This window comes from Micromonospora arida, assembly GCF_042873195.1.
Classification (GTDB): domain Bacteria; phylum Actinomycetota; class Actinomycetes; order Mycobacteriales; family Micromonosporaceae; genus Micromonospora; species Micromonospora arida.
The window spans coordinates 168,309-181,915 of sequence record NZ_JBIALC010000011.1 but is presented as its reverse complement, the minus strand read 5'-3'; the positions used below and the strand labels follow the sequence as shown (position 1 = coordinate 181,915).

13 protein-coding genes and 2 tRNA genes are annotated in these 13,607 nt (G+C 69.3%); 7 read left to right on the top strand and 8 right to left on the bottom strand.

Going from position 1 to position 13,607, the window contains the following annotated elements; all coding sequences use genetic code 11:
• Positions 1–89 precede the first annotated feature (89 nt).
• Positions 90–653: a TetR/AcrR family transcriptional regulator gene (locus ACFYP0_RS26960; protein WP_356975398.1), complete on the bottom strand. Its 564-nt coding sequence runs from the start codon at positions 651–653 to the stop codon at positions 90–92.
• Positions 654–784: 131 nt separating this feature from the next.
• On the opposite strand from ACFYP0_RS26960, the gene ACFYP0_RS26955 reads away from it, so the two are divergent.
• Both ACFYP0_RS26955 and ACFYP0_RS26950 read left to right on the top strand, forming a co-directional pair.
• On the top strand, positions 785–1,510 hold the full coding sequence (locus ACFYP0_RS26955) for an SDR family oxidoreductase (protein ID WP_356975400.1): 726 nt from the start codon (positions 785–787) through the stop codon (positions 1,508–1,510).
• Positions 1,511–1,565: 55 nt separating this feature from the next.
• Positions 1,566–2,630: an aldo/keto reductase gene (locus ACFYP0_RS26950; protein WP_124854437.1), complete on the top strand. Its 1,065-nt coding sequence runs from the start codon at positions 1,566–1,568 to the stop codon at positions 2,628–2,630.
• A gap of 120 nt (positions 2,631–2,750) precedes the next feature.
• On the opposite strand, the gene ACFYP0_RS26945 is transcribed toward ACFYP0_RS26950, so the two are convergent.
• Positions 2,751–2,891 (bottom strand): hypothetical protein, encoded by a 141-nt coding sequence (locus ACFYP0_RS26945; protein ID WP_356975402.1) that lies wholly within the window; start codon positions 2,889–2,891, stop codon positions 2,751–2,753.
• A gap of 60 nt (positions 2,892–2,951) precedes the next feature.
• Between ACFYP0_RS26945 and ACFYP0_RS26940 the strand changes: the two genes are divergently transcribed.
• The gene (locus tag ACFYP0_RS26940) at positions 2,952–3,965 is read left to right on the top strand and encodes an SAM-dependent methyltransferase (RefSeq protein ID WP_356975404.1); all 1,014 of its coding nucleotides are present in this window, start codon (positions 2,952–2,954) and stop codon (positions 3,963–3,965) included.
• Between the two features lie 562 nt (positions 3,966–4,527).
• Here ACFYP0_RS26940 and ACFYP0_RS26935 read toward each other — a convergent pair.
• Positions 4,528–4,866 (bottom strand): hypothetical protein, encoded by a 339-nt coding sequence (locus ACFYP0_RS26935; protein ID WP_356975406.1) that lies wholly within the window; start codon positions 4,864–4,866, stop codon positions 4,528–4,530.
• Positions 4,867–4,880: 14 nt separating this feature from the next.
• Between ACFYP0_RS26935 and ACFYP0_RS26930 the strand changes: the two genes are divergently transcribed.
• Positions 4,881–5,840 (top strand): DUF1963 domain-containing protein, encoded by a 960-nt coding sequence (locus ACFYP0_RS26930; RefSeq protein WP_356975408.1) that lies wholly within the window; start codon positions 4,881–4,883, stop codon positions 5,838–5,840.
• Positions 5,841–6,344: 504 nt separating this feature from the next.
• Here ACFYP0_RS26930 and ACFYP0_RS26925 read toward each other — a convergent pair.
• On the bottom strand, positions 6,345–6,725 hold the full coding sequence (locus ACFYP0_RS26925; RefSeq protein ID WP_124854441.1) for a winged helix-turn-helix transcriptional regulator: 381 nt from the start codon (positions 6,723–6,725) through the stop codon (positions 6,345–6,347).
• 83 nt (positions 6,726–6,808) lie between these two features.
• On the opposite strand from ACFYP0_RS26925, the gene ACFYP0_RS26920 reads away from it, so the two are divergent.
• Positions 6,809–7,726, top strand: a complete 918-nt coding sequence (locus tag ACFYP0_RS26920) for an NAD(P)-dependent oxidoreductase (protein WP_244218829.1) — start codon at positions 6,809–6,811, stop codon at positions 7,724–7,726.
• 237 nt (positions 7,727–7,963) lie between these two features.
• Here the strand turns inward: ACFYP0_RS26920 and ACFYP0_RS26915 are convergent.
• Together ACFYP0_RS26915 and ACFYP0_RS26910 are read right to left on the bottom strand one after the other, a co-directional pair.
• A tRNA-Arg gene (locus ACFYP0_RS26915) sits at positions 7,964–8,036 on the bottom strand.
• Between the two features lie 35 nt (positions 8,037–8,071).
• A tRNA-Ser gene (locus ACFYP0_RS26910) sits at positions 8,072–8,162 on the bottom strand.
• Positions 8,163–8,308: 146 nt separating this feature from the next.
• Here ACFYP0_RS26910 and ACFYP0_RS26905 point away from each other — a divergent pair.
• Positions 8,309–9,712 (top strand): hypothetical protein, encoded by a 1,404-nt coding sequence (locus ACFYP0_RS26905; RefSeq protein ID WP_386997983.1) that lies wholly within the window; start codon positions 8,309–8,311, stop codon positions 9,710–9,712.
• 4 nt (positions 9,713–9,716) lie between these two features.
• Here ACFYP0_RS26905 and ACFYP0_RS26900 read toward each other — a convergent pair whose 3' ends face one another.
• On the bottom strand, positions 9,717–10,487 hold the full coding sequence (locus ACFYP0_RS26900) for a CPBP family intramembrane glutamic endopeptidase (protein ID WP_124854444.1): 771 nt from the start codon (positions 10,485–10,487) through the stop codon (positions 9,717–9,719).
• Positions 10,488–10,631: 144 nt separating this feature from the next.
• Between ACFYP0_RS26900 and ACFYP0_RS26895 the strand changes: the two genes are divergently transcribed.
• Positions 10,632–11,747 (top strand): globin domain-containing protein, encoded by a 1,116-nt coding sequence (locus tag ACFYP0_RS26895; RefSeq protein WP_124854445.1) that lies wholly within the window; start codon positions 10,632–10,634, stop codon positions 11,745–11,747.
• Between the two features lie 68 nt (positions 11,748–11,815).
• Here the strand turns inward: ACFYP0_RS26895 and ACFYP0_RS26890 are convergent, their stop codons facing one another.
• A complete protein-coding gene (locus tag ACFYP0_RS26890) occupies positions 11,816–13,345 on the bottom strand; it encodes a peptide deformylase (RefSeq protein ID WP_124854446.1) in 1,530 nt (509 codons plus the stop codon).
• Between the last annotated feature and the right edge of the window lie 262 nt (positions 13,346–13,607).

Genomic DNA, 13,607 nt, shown 5'->3' with positions numbered 1-13,607 from the left:
CAGGGCACGTTCGCTGGAGTGAGCTGGGCGTCAGTGATCATGGCGGCCCTTCGCCGCCTTTGGTCCGCAAACCGCCGGCGGTGGGCCACTCACCGCGACCTGAGCCCGTCGACGACGACGGTGAGCATACGGTCGAGCCGGGCGCGCTGGTCCGGTCCGCCGGCCACGGAGAGCACGCCGGCGAGGATGCCGCCGACATCGACCGGGTCGATGTCGCTGCGCAGTTCCCCTGCCTCGGCGCCCGCCGCGAGCACCATTCCCAGAATCTGCTGGACCTCGTCGCAGACCGGGCCGGTGCCGAAACGTCCGGAAGCGCTCATGGCAACCAGGGCGTCACAGATGCCGCGCCGTTCGCCCGCCCACTCGGCGAAGCGGCGCATCCAGGCATGTAGAGCCTGGGCGGGCTGCTCGGTGGCCAGGAAGGATTGCGCATCCTGGCGTAGGGAGCGGATCTGGTCCCGGTAGACCTCCTCCACCAGATCCTCCCTGGTGGGGAAGTGGCGATAGAGGGTGGCGTTGCCCACCCCCGCGCGTTTGGCGATCGCGTCCAGGGAGATCGCCTGCCCGGAGGCGAAGGCTTCGGCGGCAGTGGCGATCAGGTGTGCGCGGTTGCGCTGGGCATCGGCCCGCAGGGTGGTCCTTCGCGGAGTCATGGGCGCTCACAATCGCTGGTCCGGCTCGACGGAGGGAATGAATCGGGGAGATCCCCGCTTAGTGTACGGTGACATAAACGGGGAACTCCCCGTTAGCTGGAGACAGCCGTACGCTCGACGAAAGGCAACCCATGCCCGCAGCGCTCATCACCGGGGGCACAACCGGAATCGGCAGAGCGACCGCCGAACTACTGCACGCCCGCGGCTACCGGGTCGCAGTCACCGGACAGAACCCCGAGTCACTCGCGCGAGCGAGACGAGAGCTCCCCGACGACGTCCTCGTCGTCCCCGCCGACTCCCGTGTCATGGCCGACACCGACGCGCTCATGACGACGGTGTCGGACCGTCTTGGGTCTCTTGACCTGCTGTTCCTCAACGCGGGAATCTTCCGCCCCGCACCGGTGGCCGACGTGACGGAGGCGTCCTTCGACGAACAGGCCGACGTCAACTTCAAAGGCCAGTACTTCACTCTCCAGAAGGCTCTGCCGCTCATGAACGACGGCGGATCGATCGTCCTCACCGTGGGCGTCGGAGCCCGCCGCGGCAGCCCAGGCGCCACGGTGGGAGCAGCGACCCGCGGAGCTCTCCTGGCGATGCTGCCCTCGCTCGCGCTTGAACTGGCTCCGCGCAGGATCCGCGTCAACGCCGTGAGTCCCGGAGCGACTGAGACTCCGCTGTTCGACAAGCTGGCAGTGCCCCAGAGCAGCCGGGACGCCATGCGCGCACGCATCCCGTTCGAGCGGTTCGGGTCCAGCCAAGAGGTCGCGGAGGTCGTTGCCTTTCTGGCCTCGGCGGCGGCCGGCTATGTCACCGGCCAGGACATCGTCGTGGCCGGCGGCTACGGACTCGGCGCCTGACATTCGGGCACGTCGCCCATCTCCCAAACACCCGAAACCACCACAGGAGAAGCACATGCCACTCACCCTCGACACCTACCGGCAACTGGGGCGCTCCGGCCTGCGGATTTCGCCGCTCGCGCTAGGCGCGGCCACCTTCGGCAACGACTGGGGCTGGGGGGCCGAGCAGGATGAAGCCCGCAAGTTGTTCGACCTCTACGTCGAGCGCGGTGGGAACTTCATCGACACGGCGGTCACCTATACCAACGGCACGTCGGAACGCATGATCGGCGAGTTCGCCCAGGGACGGCGCGACGGGCTCGTGCTGGCCACGAAGTACACGACCCTGCGCCGGCCGAACGACCCCAACTCCGGCGGCGCCAGCCGCAAGAGCCTGTTCGGGGCCGTCGAAACCAGCCTGCGACAGTTGAACACCGACTACATCGACCTTCTCTACCTCCACGTGTGGGACCCCACCACACCCGTGGAAGAGATCCTGCGTGGACTGGACGACCTCGTCCGGCAGGGCAAGATCCTGTACGTGGCCGTTTCCAACACCCCTGCCTGGCAGGTCTCCCGCATGCAGACGATCGCCGATCTGAGGGGCTGGTCGCCGCTGGTGGCGCTGCAGCTGGAGTACAACCTGGTGGAGCGGACCGGGGAGCGTGACCTCATCCCGATGGCGCAGGAGATGGGGCTGGGCACCGTACTGTGGTCGCCGCTGGCGGGAGGAGTGCTCACCGGCAAATACAGCCGTGAGGACCTGACCACCCCGCCGAACCACAACAGTGGAAGCGTCCGGAAGAGCTTCAACGTGGCCCTCGGGGGCGTGACCGAGCGCAACCTGGCCATCGTGGACGTGGTCAAGGACGTCGCCGAGGAACTGGGCCGTACACCAGCTCAGGTCGCGCTCGCCTGGACCCTGCAGAACCCGGGGGTGACAGCGCCGGTCATCGGAGCCCGGACCACCGAGCAACTACGGGAAAACCTGGGAGTCCTGGAGGTCGACCTCAGCCCGTCGCACCTGGCCCGTCTGGACGAGGTGAGCGCCATCGACCTCGGCTTTCCCCACGCGATGCTCGCCAGCGACCACATTCGCGTGCAGACCCGCGGCGACCTGAAGATCCAAGCCCGCCGCTGATCGGACGCGGCGGCACTTCCGCCCATGGCCGGCCGGCTACTCAGCCGAGCATCTGCCGCAGAACTGGAGATCTCCCGCGATGGGGGCGAGGGCGCACTTCACCTCGCCCCCATCGCGGTGTCACTCACCTGTGGCGGCCTGCTCTCCGTGCGTCGGGTGCCTGACGACGAAGCCCAGGGCCAGGTGGGTGGGTGACAGTCCGGCGTCGTCGGCGATCGGTACGAGTCGTTCGACGGTCGCGTGGTTGCGGGGGTCGGTCATGTGCGGGGCACCCAGTGCATGCGCCCGGTGGAGGGCTGTTCGCCACCACGGAAACGGCCGGTGAGCAGGCCCGACGCGAGAGGGCTCCACGACCCGCCGCAGCGCCACCATCGTCACATCGACGCTTCCGCACCGCCGCGGGCGCGCGGCAACGACATCGCCTGCAACGGCATCAATGTGCAGGGATCCACGATGGAGCACGAAGGCGTTAGGCTTGCCCGGACACGCGATCACTCCTCCCGTACCGCGGTCCGCCTTGAAGGAGCCCCGGTGACGAACACGTCCTCGTCTGCGTACGACAAGCTCGACACCAGCGTTGCCCACTCCGCCCGCCTGTGGAACCACCTCCTGGGCGGTAAGGACAATTTCGCCGCCGACCGGGAGGCCGCCGAGCAGGTCCTCGCCTTCATGCCGGAGTTGGTGCAGTCGGCCCGGTTCAACCGGCAGTTCCTCGGCCGCGCGGTCCGGTACCTCGCTGACGAGGTGGGGATCCGGCAGTTCCTCGACATCGGCACCGGCCTTCCCACCGCGGACAACACTCATGAAGTCGCCCAGAGCGCCGCACCTGACTCGCGCATCGTCTACGTCGATAACGACCCGATGGTGTTGGCTCACGCCCGCGCGTTGCTGACCAGCAGCCCGCAGGGCGCCACCGATTACATCGACGCGGACATCAGGGACATCGAACGGATCATCACCGAAGCGCGCCGCACACTGAACTTCGACCAACCCATCGCGATCATGTTGCTCGGCATTCTCAACTTCGTCGTCGACGACGCGGAGGCGGCCCGCATCGTTCACCAACTGCTTGACGCCGTCCCAGCCGGCAGCCACCTGGTGATCTCCCATCCGACCCGCGAGGTCAACCCGGAGGCCGTCGACCGGGCCGTGCAGATGTGGAACGCTGGCGGCTCAGCGCCAATGACGATCCGGTCCCCTGCGCAGATCACCGACCTGTTCGCCGGGCTGCAACTGATCGATCCCGGGCTCGTCACCTGCTCGCGCTGGCGCCCTAACGGCAACGACACGACGCCCGCCTCCGAGTACTGCGCCGTCGCCCGCAAGAACAACTAACGGCACGGTTGTCGCCGGGGCGTGCACCTTCACCGCCGTACACGATTGAGTGCAGGACCTCGACCGCCCGGCTTGGCGCAAGCTCGGCTTCACCGGCACGGCAGAACGACGGATACGCCCCCGCCACCTAAAGGTGGACGAGGGCGTATCCGTTCGTACCAGCCGGCGGGGACCCTGCGGCGAGGGCCGGGTCACAGCCATCCGCGCGGCGACCCCTCACCTGTCCAGCGCAACGACGTCGGCGCTCGTCGGCGGAGCGCCACCGGCGCCCTGGACAAACAGCCCGCTCGAGACCGTATCGACGTACGGGAGTGGCGGCCCGATCGGGGGGAACGTACGAGGTGGTGCGGGACCTGCGCTACATGACGAGCTGATCCGCGGCTCGCGGGCGTGGCAATGACCCCGAGCCCACCGCTGCCTCACTGCTGGGATGATCTCGGCTCGTCCCCGGCCGGGCGGCGGCCAGGATGGTCGAACGGGGCAGTTGAACCGGAGCGTCCGTGGGCGCCATGAGCGCGGCGGCGACGCCATGACCCAGGCAAGAGCCTGCTGCGCGGAACTCTCACGAAATGTCCGCACCCATCCGGCCGAATCCGAGCGAAGTACGGGTGGTGGATCGCGCAGCCACCACCCGTACCCGACCGGAAGAAAGCTCGAAAATGAGTTCACCCATCTCGGCAAGCAGGCCGCCGCCGTCATCACCCGCGCTCGTCGCTTCCGCCCTGAGCACCGCTCCCGCCCAGGCCACCGGTGTGAAGCCGCTGAAGACCAAGTCCCGGGCCACGGTGCTGACCGCGGACAGAGCGGCTTCGACCGCAAGGGCACGACTCGACATCCTGGCCGCCGCGGTGCGCGAGTAGCCGAAGATCGGATACGAGACGCCTGCCGGTCGCCGATTCAATCAAGCCTGTCAGTATGAAGTCCGTGGATCACTACGGGCTTTTGCGGCGAGCCGCGACCGACGCGGGTTTCACCGAGACCGAGACGGCGACGTTCGCCGAGCTGCTGCGCTTCTCCACCTGGGCAAATCAGCAGTACAACGGCGAGATCGTGGCGCATCCTCGGGGGCTGCCGGCCGGTCAGCCCGCCGACCTGCTCGTCGGTCGGGCCGGCGGCCTGCCGCAGCTGCCGGTCGGCACGCTGTGGCCCACCGACCCGGAGGGCTACCCGCTGCCGTTCATCGCGTCCTTCGACTGTGCCGCGCTGCCGCGGGTCGAGCGCCTGCCGCTACCGTCGGACGGCTCCCTGCTGGTGTTCCTGCATCACGAAGAGGACTACGACGTCTGTGAGCGCAGCGACAAGCAGCAGTACGGGCGGCTGCTTCATGTACGCGCCGGCACGGAGACCACGGCGCAGCTGCCGGCTGACTACGCTGCCCATCCCTACTACAAGAACCGTAACTTCATCGCCCCCGAGCAGGACCTTTTCGCTGTCGTCCACGCCGACCTGCCCTCGTGGTTGACCGCCGAGGATGCGGACCTGTCCGACTTTCAGCAGCAGCTGGCGCGCGACATGCCGCACCGTCGGGAACTGTGTGCCCTGGTCGACCGGCTCTGGCCGGCCGCCAACTTCACCGCCTTCCAGTTCGGCGGCTACTCATGGAACACCGGCGGGGTGTCCTACGACAACCTGTACGACGATCCTGAGCTGGAGATGGCGGAGACGAAGCTTCGAGGCCGCCTGACCAGCGTCGACCGCGCCCAGGAGGCCTTCCTCGTGGAACAGGAGTTGCAGAGGGTACGCCGGGAGTGGCTCCCGTTGGTGCAGTTCCGGACCCGTGACGACGTCTACTTCGGCCGCTTCATGATCCGCGTCGACGACCTCGCCGCCCAGCGGTTCGACCGCGCCGTCTCCTGGACCGAGTTCACCGAATGAGCGAGGACAGGGGTTGCTCTCCCGGCGGCGCCCCTCGGCGCTGAACATGACCCGGTCGAATTCATGTTCAAGGAGCACGTGGGCCATCTCGTGGGCGACGTTGAATCTGCGGCGGCGCGGCAGGTGCGAGGTGTTCTCCACGATGAACTGGCCCGTTCCCGCGGGCACCAGCGCCGCAGACCAGAAATCCGGACGCTCGGAGGCGTAGAAGGTGACGGAGCCTTCAGGGCACCCGAACTCTGTCAGGCCGTCGAGCGGGTGCACTGCGATCCCGTCCTCGCGGGCGAGTTCGTAGAGGCACAGCTGGTCGAATTCGGTGAGATCGAGGTCGGTCTTGCGGAAGTCGATCGCCCGGCGCTGGATCTCGGCCTTGGAGAGCCTCTTGGCCACGGGTCACCGGTTCCGAGCCGCGCGTTGGGTGGCGTGCAGCTTCATAGCCGCCAGCCGGCGCAGGTTGCCGTGGCCACGGCACTGCTGGGACGTCCCGGATAGGACCCCGCTTGATCAGCGCAGGGCCGCCCGGCCTTCGGAAGCCACGTCGATCACCTCGGCGGTCTCGCGACGGATCCGCTCGCTCCCCCAGGCGCCGAGCGGCCCGATCGCCTGGTTGAGCGTGCGCCCGTGCTCGGTCAAAGAGTATTCCACCCGGGGCGGCACCTCGGCGTGGACCTTCCGGCGCACCAGGCCGTCCTCCTCGAGCTCGCGCAAATGCTGAGTCAGCATCTTCTCGCTCACTCCGGGCAGACCCCGACGCAACTGCGCGAAACGGCGTACGCCATGGGCCTCGAGTTCCCAGAGGATCAGGCCTTTCCACTTGCCGCTCACCACGTCGAGCGCCGCGTCGATGCCGCAGATGTACGGCCCGCGTCGGGATGACTTGGCCACCGCTGGCCCCCTTACTGAAAGGTAAGTACCGCAGGATTTAGTGCGTACTTACGAGATAGTGACACGTCGCCGAGCATGGACAGGTGAACAACCGACAGCACAACAGCGCCGTCACCGTGATCGGGCTCGGCCCGATGGGCCAGGCGATCACCCGCACCCTCCTCGCCGCCGGGCACCCCGTCACGGTCTGGAACCGCACCACCGGCCGGGCCGAGGGCGTCGTCGCCGACGGCGCGACGCTCGCGGTGACACCCGCCGAGGCGGTCGAGGCGAGCAGCCTCGTCATCCTCAGCCTTACCGACTACCAAGCGATGTACGACATCCTCGGCCCGGCCACCGCGTCTCTCGCCGGCCGGACGTTGGTCAACCTCAGCTCCGACACTCCCGACCGCAGCCGCGAGGCGGCATCCTGGGCGGCGGGCCACGAAGCGGCCTTCCTCACCGGCGGCGTCATGGTCCCAGCGCCGATGGTCGGCACCGACGCGGCGTACGTCTACTACAGCGGCCCCAGCGAAGTGATGGACGGCAGCCGAGAGGCGCTGGCCCAGCTCGGCGCGCCGCACCACCTGGGCGAGGACCCGGGCCTCGCCCAGATGATGTATCAAGCCCAGCTCGCCGTATTCCTCGGCACTCTGTCCGCGTTGATGCACGCCACCGCGATGCTGGGTGCCACGGGAATGACGGCCACGGAGGCAATGCCGGAGCTGATCGCCTCGGCCGAGTCGATCGGCGCCATCCTCCGCGCCGGCGAGGAAACCCCCGGCGCCGCGCTGGACGCTGGAGAACACCCCGGCGATCTCAGCACGGTCACCATGATGGGCGCGACCGCCGACCACATCGTCGAGACCAGCACGACACTGGGCCTCGACCTCGGGCTTCCCCTGGCCGTGCGAGCACATTATCGGCATGCGATCGGGAATGGGCACGGCGGCGACAACTGGACCCGCATCATCGACAGCATCCGCGACCCACGCGACAAGCGGCCTCGTCTCATCAGCTGACTTGCGAGACCCATCGACGAGCAAATATACGCCGGCAAGCCACGCCGTCCTCTGGCCAACGCCGCCGACTCCCTGCTGCCGGGTCGAAGCCCTGGCCGCGCCCGCAACCCTGCGGGGCTGGCCGACACTACGCGGCAGCATCTTGGCCATGCACGGAGAGTAAGAAGGTATTCACAGTCCTGGCTAGACAAGAAGAAGCCCCCTAGCTGCCTTGACGGCCTGCTAGGGGGCTGTTTGTGCGCCCGAAGGGACTCGAACCCCTAACCTTCTGATCCGTAGTCAGATGCTCTATCCATTGAGCTACGGGCGCTTGTGCTCAGCCAGTGTACACACCCGGCTTTCGCGCGGAGACTCCGGGATTCGAACCCGGGAGGGGCTTTAAGACCCCAACCGCATTAGCAGTGCGGCGCCATAGACCAGACTAGGCGAAGTCTCCCTGGTGATCCTCAGACCACCGCGCCCGAGGATACAGGTCGCCACCCACCGGGAGCAAAACGACTTCCGGGGTACGCCCACCGGGGTCGGCCCGCCCCCGTGTTTCAACGCTGTGCGTTGGCGTGATCGGGACTACGCTCCATCGATATGCAGGAGCAGCCGCCCAGCGAGTCGACCCGTCGAGAGCCTGCTGAACGAGCGCGTCCGCGCTCCCCACGGGCCACCTTCCGGCCGCCGATCGCGGCCGAGGAGCCCACCGAGGTGGTGGAGCCTGAAGCGGCAGCACCGCCGGCAGCCGCCCCGGCGAGCCAACGCCCTCGACGGGCCAAGGCTGCCCCGGCGGTGCTCTTCCAGCCGCCGGAGCCGGACCGCCCCCTGCCTCGACAGCCCCGACCCGCACCGGCCGAAACTTCCGAGGCGGGCGCGGAGCAGCCCGTACAGCCGAACGGCGACCAACCGGGCCCAGCATCAGGCATCGCACCGATACCGCCGAAGGCCCGGACCACCCCTGTTCGCAAGACTGCCCCCCGGAAGGCAGCCGAGACGCCCGCCGAGGTGACCCCGACCACGCCGGCATCCCGCAAGCGCGCTGCAAACCCCACCAGAGCAGCAAGCACCAAGGCCGCGCGCACCACCAAGGCCGCGAGCACCACGGCAGCAGGGAGCGCCGCCACCACCGCCGCGAGCCCGATCGAAGAGGCGAGCACCACACCGGCGACGCCGGTCAGAGCCGCAAAGACGACCAAGCGCGCGGTCACCCCACGCAAGAGCACCGCGCCGACCGAGCCCGCCCCCGAACCCGTGGCCGCGCAGCGGACGGCACCGACCGAGCACGAGCAGCAGGCGGCATCCGCCGAGCAGCAGCTGTCACCGGCAGAACCCGCCGCGCGGCAGGCTGAGCCGGCTCTGGGGCGTACCCCGGAATCGGAGCTGCGCGCGGTCGCCGCGCGCGTGCTCGACCACCCTGGCTTCGCACCGGAGCTGTTGGCTCTGGCTGCGGTGCGGACGTTCGGGCCCGGCGCGGCCGAGTGGGCCGCTGGGTTGCGCGACAGGTATGCGGACGCCTCGGCGGACGGCCTGGCCCGGTTGGCGACCCGGCGGTTCGTCCGCTCGGCGGGTGCGGGAGGAGCGACCGCCGCACTTGCTGGTTTCTTCGCGCCGCTGGCCGAGTTGGCGGCGGTGCTGTGGACGCACTCTGAGCTGGTGCTGCACCTGGCCGCAGCGTACGGCAAGGATCCGACGCATCCCGACCGGGCCGTCGACCTGCTGGTGCTGACCCAGGTGCACCCGGATCGGGCGAGCGCGGCCGCGGCTCTGGCCGCCGCCGAGACGGCGGGTGACCCGGTCGAGGGGGCGTGGCCGCGGGCGGCGGAGGCGGCCTGGCGGCTGGCCGCGCCGCTCACGGCGCAGGCCGGTGGTTGGGTGGCCTTGCGGCTGGTGGCCCGGTTGCTGCCGGGCGCGGCGGTGCTCGCGGCGGCGTTGGGTGACGCGGCGGCGGCGGACCGGCTCGCTGCCCGAACGGTGGCCGTCTACCGACCCGACCGGCGCTGACGGGTCAGAGCCAGTCGAACCATTCCCGGGGCAGCAGCGCGTAGCCGACGAAGGCGAACACGTCGAGCACTGTGTGCGCGATGATCAGCGGCATCACCCGCCGGGTACGCAGGTAGAAGAGGCTGAACACGACGCCCATGATCGCGTTGCCGACGAACGCGCCGAAGCCCTGGTACAGGTGGTACGAGCCGCGCAGCAGCGCGCTGGCCGCAATGATCGCGGCCAGCCGCCACTGGAGCTGGCGCAGCCGGGTGACCAGGTAACCGACCACGATCACCTCTTCCAGCACGGCGTTCTGCACGGCGGCGAGGATCAGCACCGGAACCGCCCACCAGACGTCCGGCAGCGCGGCTGGCACCAGCGTGGCGTTGAGGCCCAGGTGGGCCGCAACCCAGAACAACGCCAGCCCGGGTAGGCCGATGAGCGCGGCCAGGCCGGCACCGCGGGCCACGTCCTGACCGGGCCGTCGGGCGTCCAGGCCGAGGGTCCGCGCCGGGTCGCCGGGGTCACGGGTGAGCAGGTGTACGGCGAGCAGCACCGGCAGCAGCGCAAACACGATGCCGAGCAGCTGGTACGTGAGGTCCAGCCAGGGGCGGGCCGAAGCCGAGGTGTTCAGCGAGGCGGTCTGCTTGGAGAGCGGACCGTCGGCGGTCAACTTCGCGATGATCGACACCACCGCGTAGATCGCGGACTGGCCGAGGGAGAGGCCGAGGACCAGCAGCGTCTCGGTGCCCAACAGTCGGCGGGACACCGGGCGGGTCAGCTCAACGGTCACCGCACCACTCTGCCCGACGTACGGCACCGGTGACATGGCCGACCGGCCACCATGAGCCGATCGCACATTCTGTGCGACCAGTCGACACTCTCCGTGGAGATTCTATGGGCGCCCGATCCGTTGTCGTCTGGAGAAGGAGCGTCCGTGGACAACCTCGCGCGGTTGCTGAAGGAGAGCTGGACCCTGGTCGAGGACGACCGGGTCCGGTTGAGCGGTCACTTCTACGCTCGGCTGTTCCTGCTCGACCCCGCCCTGCGGCAACTCTTCCCGGTGCAGATGACCGGCCAGGGCGACCGTCTACTCGAAGCGATCATCACGGCGATCCACACGGTCGACGACCCGGAGAGCTTCGACGAGTTCCTCCGGGCGCTGGGCCGCGACCATCGCAAGTACCACGTCGACGAGCGGCACTACGCCACGATGGGCGTCGCGCTGCTGGACGCGCTGCGCAGCACCGCCGGTGACGGCTGGAACCTGGAGTACGACCAGGCGTGGCGGGAGGCGTACGCGGCGATCGCCGCCCTGATGGTGGCCGGCGCCGCCTCCGACGACGACCCGCCGTTCTGGCACGCCGAGGTGCTGACCCACGAGCGGTACGGCCCGGACACCGCCGTGCTGACCTGCCGGGCGTTGCAGCATCCGCTGCGCTGGCAGGCGGGGCAGTACGTGAGCCTGGAGGTGCCGCGCTACCACCCCCGGGTGTGGCGCAACTACTCGGTGGCGAACGCCCCGAACGACGACAACGTGCTGGAGTTCCACGTGCGGTCTCCGGGGGCCGGTTGGGTGTCCGGCGCCCTGGTGCGGCGGGTGCGGCCGGGTGACCTGATCCGCCTGGCGGCGCCGATGGGGTCGATGACCCTGGACCGCGCCTCGGAACGGGACATCCTCTGCGTGGCCGGCGGCGTCGGGCTGGCGCCGATCAAGGCGCTGGTGGAGGAGTTGGCCACTTTCAACCGGACCCGGTGGGTGCACGTCTTCTACGGCGCACGGCAGGCGGCCGACCTGTACGGCCTGGACGGGTTGCAGGAGTTGGTGGCCGTACACCCGTGGTTGTCGGTCACCGCGGCGTGCAGTGAGGATCCGGACTTCGACGGCGAGCAGGGCGAGATTCCGGAGGTGGTGGCCCGGTACGGCCCGTGGACCACGCACGACTGCTACGTCTCCGGTGCCGCCCGGATGGTCCGGTCCACCCTGCGGGTGCTCGCCGCGGACAACGTGCCGCCGCCGCACATCCGCTACGACACCTTCGGTGACCTCTAGACGTTCCTCCCCCCACACCGGGGCGCGTGCCCCTGCCCCCTGGGGCACGCGCCCCGGTCCCTTCCTGTTCAGTAGCGCCAGGGGCGCCCGGTCTCGCGGTACTCCTCCACCGGCACCAACGGCACGCCGGGTGCCATCCGGTCGACGTAGAGCCGGCCCTCCAGGTGGTCGATCTCGTGCGCGACCAGCCGGGCCATGCCGAATTCGAACGACGTGATGATCCGGCTGCCGTCCCACTGGGCGTGTTCCACGTCCAGGCGCAGCGGCCGGGGCACCAGACCCCGGTGGTCGAAGAAGGAGAGGCAGCCCTCGTACTGCTCGTCGGTCTCCGGGTCGGCGTCGACCACCCGGGGGTTGAGCAGCACGACGGGCTCCGCCGACCGGTCGGGGGGCCGCACCACGGCCGCCGCGCGGCCGATGCCGAACTGCGACGCGGCGACGCCCACTCCCTTGCTGAACGGGTGCAGCTCGTCGAGCCGGGCCAGGGCCATGGTGAGCCGGTCGACCACGTCCCGGGCGACGTCTTCCTCCCCGGGCAGGTCGAACGGGCGGGCCCGCTGGCGGAGCAGGTCGTCCCCGCGTTGCACGATGCCGAGGCCGCGCATCCGGTCGCTGGGTCGGACCCGGGCGCCGCCGGGGCCGATGTCCGGTTCGGTGTCGGGGCGGGCACGGAACCGCCACTGCATCCGGTAGCGGGCGTTCAACGGGGGGTCGTCGGTCTGCCAGTCGTAGATCACCCGGTCGCCCTCGTCGTGACGCTGCGGCGCCGTCCGCAGCGGGCCCTCCTCCGCGCTGAGCGAGGTCTCCACGCCCCAGACCTGCGGGTCGAGGGCCGCAGGCAGGTCCAGGCGTACGGCGAGCTGCCGGGTGGGCAGTCGGACGGCTCGCTGGAACCAGGGGCCCCACTTTTCGGGCCCGACGCTGTACGCGTATTCGATGGTTGCCCGGTCGCCCGGGTAGAGGGGGAAGCGTCGCTCCCCGTTCTCGAAGAGCAGCCAGATTTCCTTGAACGCGTCCCGATCGTGCTTGGCTCGCCAGTGCATCGGCTCCGGATCTCCGCCGCCGTCGTCCCGACGGGCCTGTATCTGAAGCTCGGCGAAGGTGAGGGGGTGCTCCCGATGGTGCCGGTTGGAGCGGCCGGGGTCGTTCGGATAGCGGTCGACGGCGACCCGGACGAGGTAGCGGGTGACCGGCTCGGTGCCGGCGTTGTACAGCTCACGGTGGATGACGCACCGGTAGCCGTCGTCGGCGTGGGTGAGGGTGGCCAGTTCCCGTTCCACGACCAGGCCGGTGCCGGGTGGCAGCCACTGTCCCGGCAGGTACGGCTCGCGGTGCGGCTGACCCGACCGGGCGTGCCGTAGGTCGTCGTACTCCCGGAAGCGCTGCCAGATCGCGCCGCTGGCCTCCAGGACGGCCTCCGCGCGACGGGCGAAGTCCTCGGTTGGGCGGTGCCGGCGCCCCTCGACGTGGCTCACGTAGGACGGGTCGAACCCCATCAGGACGGCCAGTTGCTTCTTGGACAGCCCGCGCCCGGTCCGTTGCCGGGCGAGTTCGGCCGCGAAGGAGTCGGCAGCCCGTTCGAGGGGGGAGGTCGTCATCGGCTTCCTCGTGGCCGGGGCTATAAGTTTTCACGTTCCGTGCGCGAGCACACACGCAAGTGGCATGTTTTCGACACACCGCTTGACAATGCACCGATGGCCATCGATTGTGCGGCGGCGTTTCCCAGCACTGACTCCGGGTAGTACGCGAAGCGCTACTCCCGTTGAACACGGGGCGACCTGGGCGTCTGGGATGTGACCAAGGTGAGGCTTCCCTTACGGGCAGGGGCTTGGTTAGGCTAGCCTTAGCTCAGGACGGCAC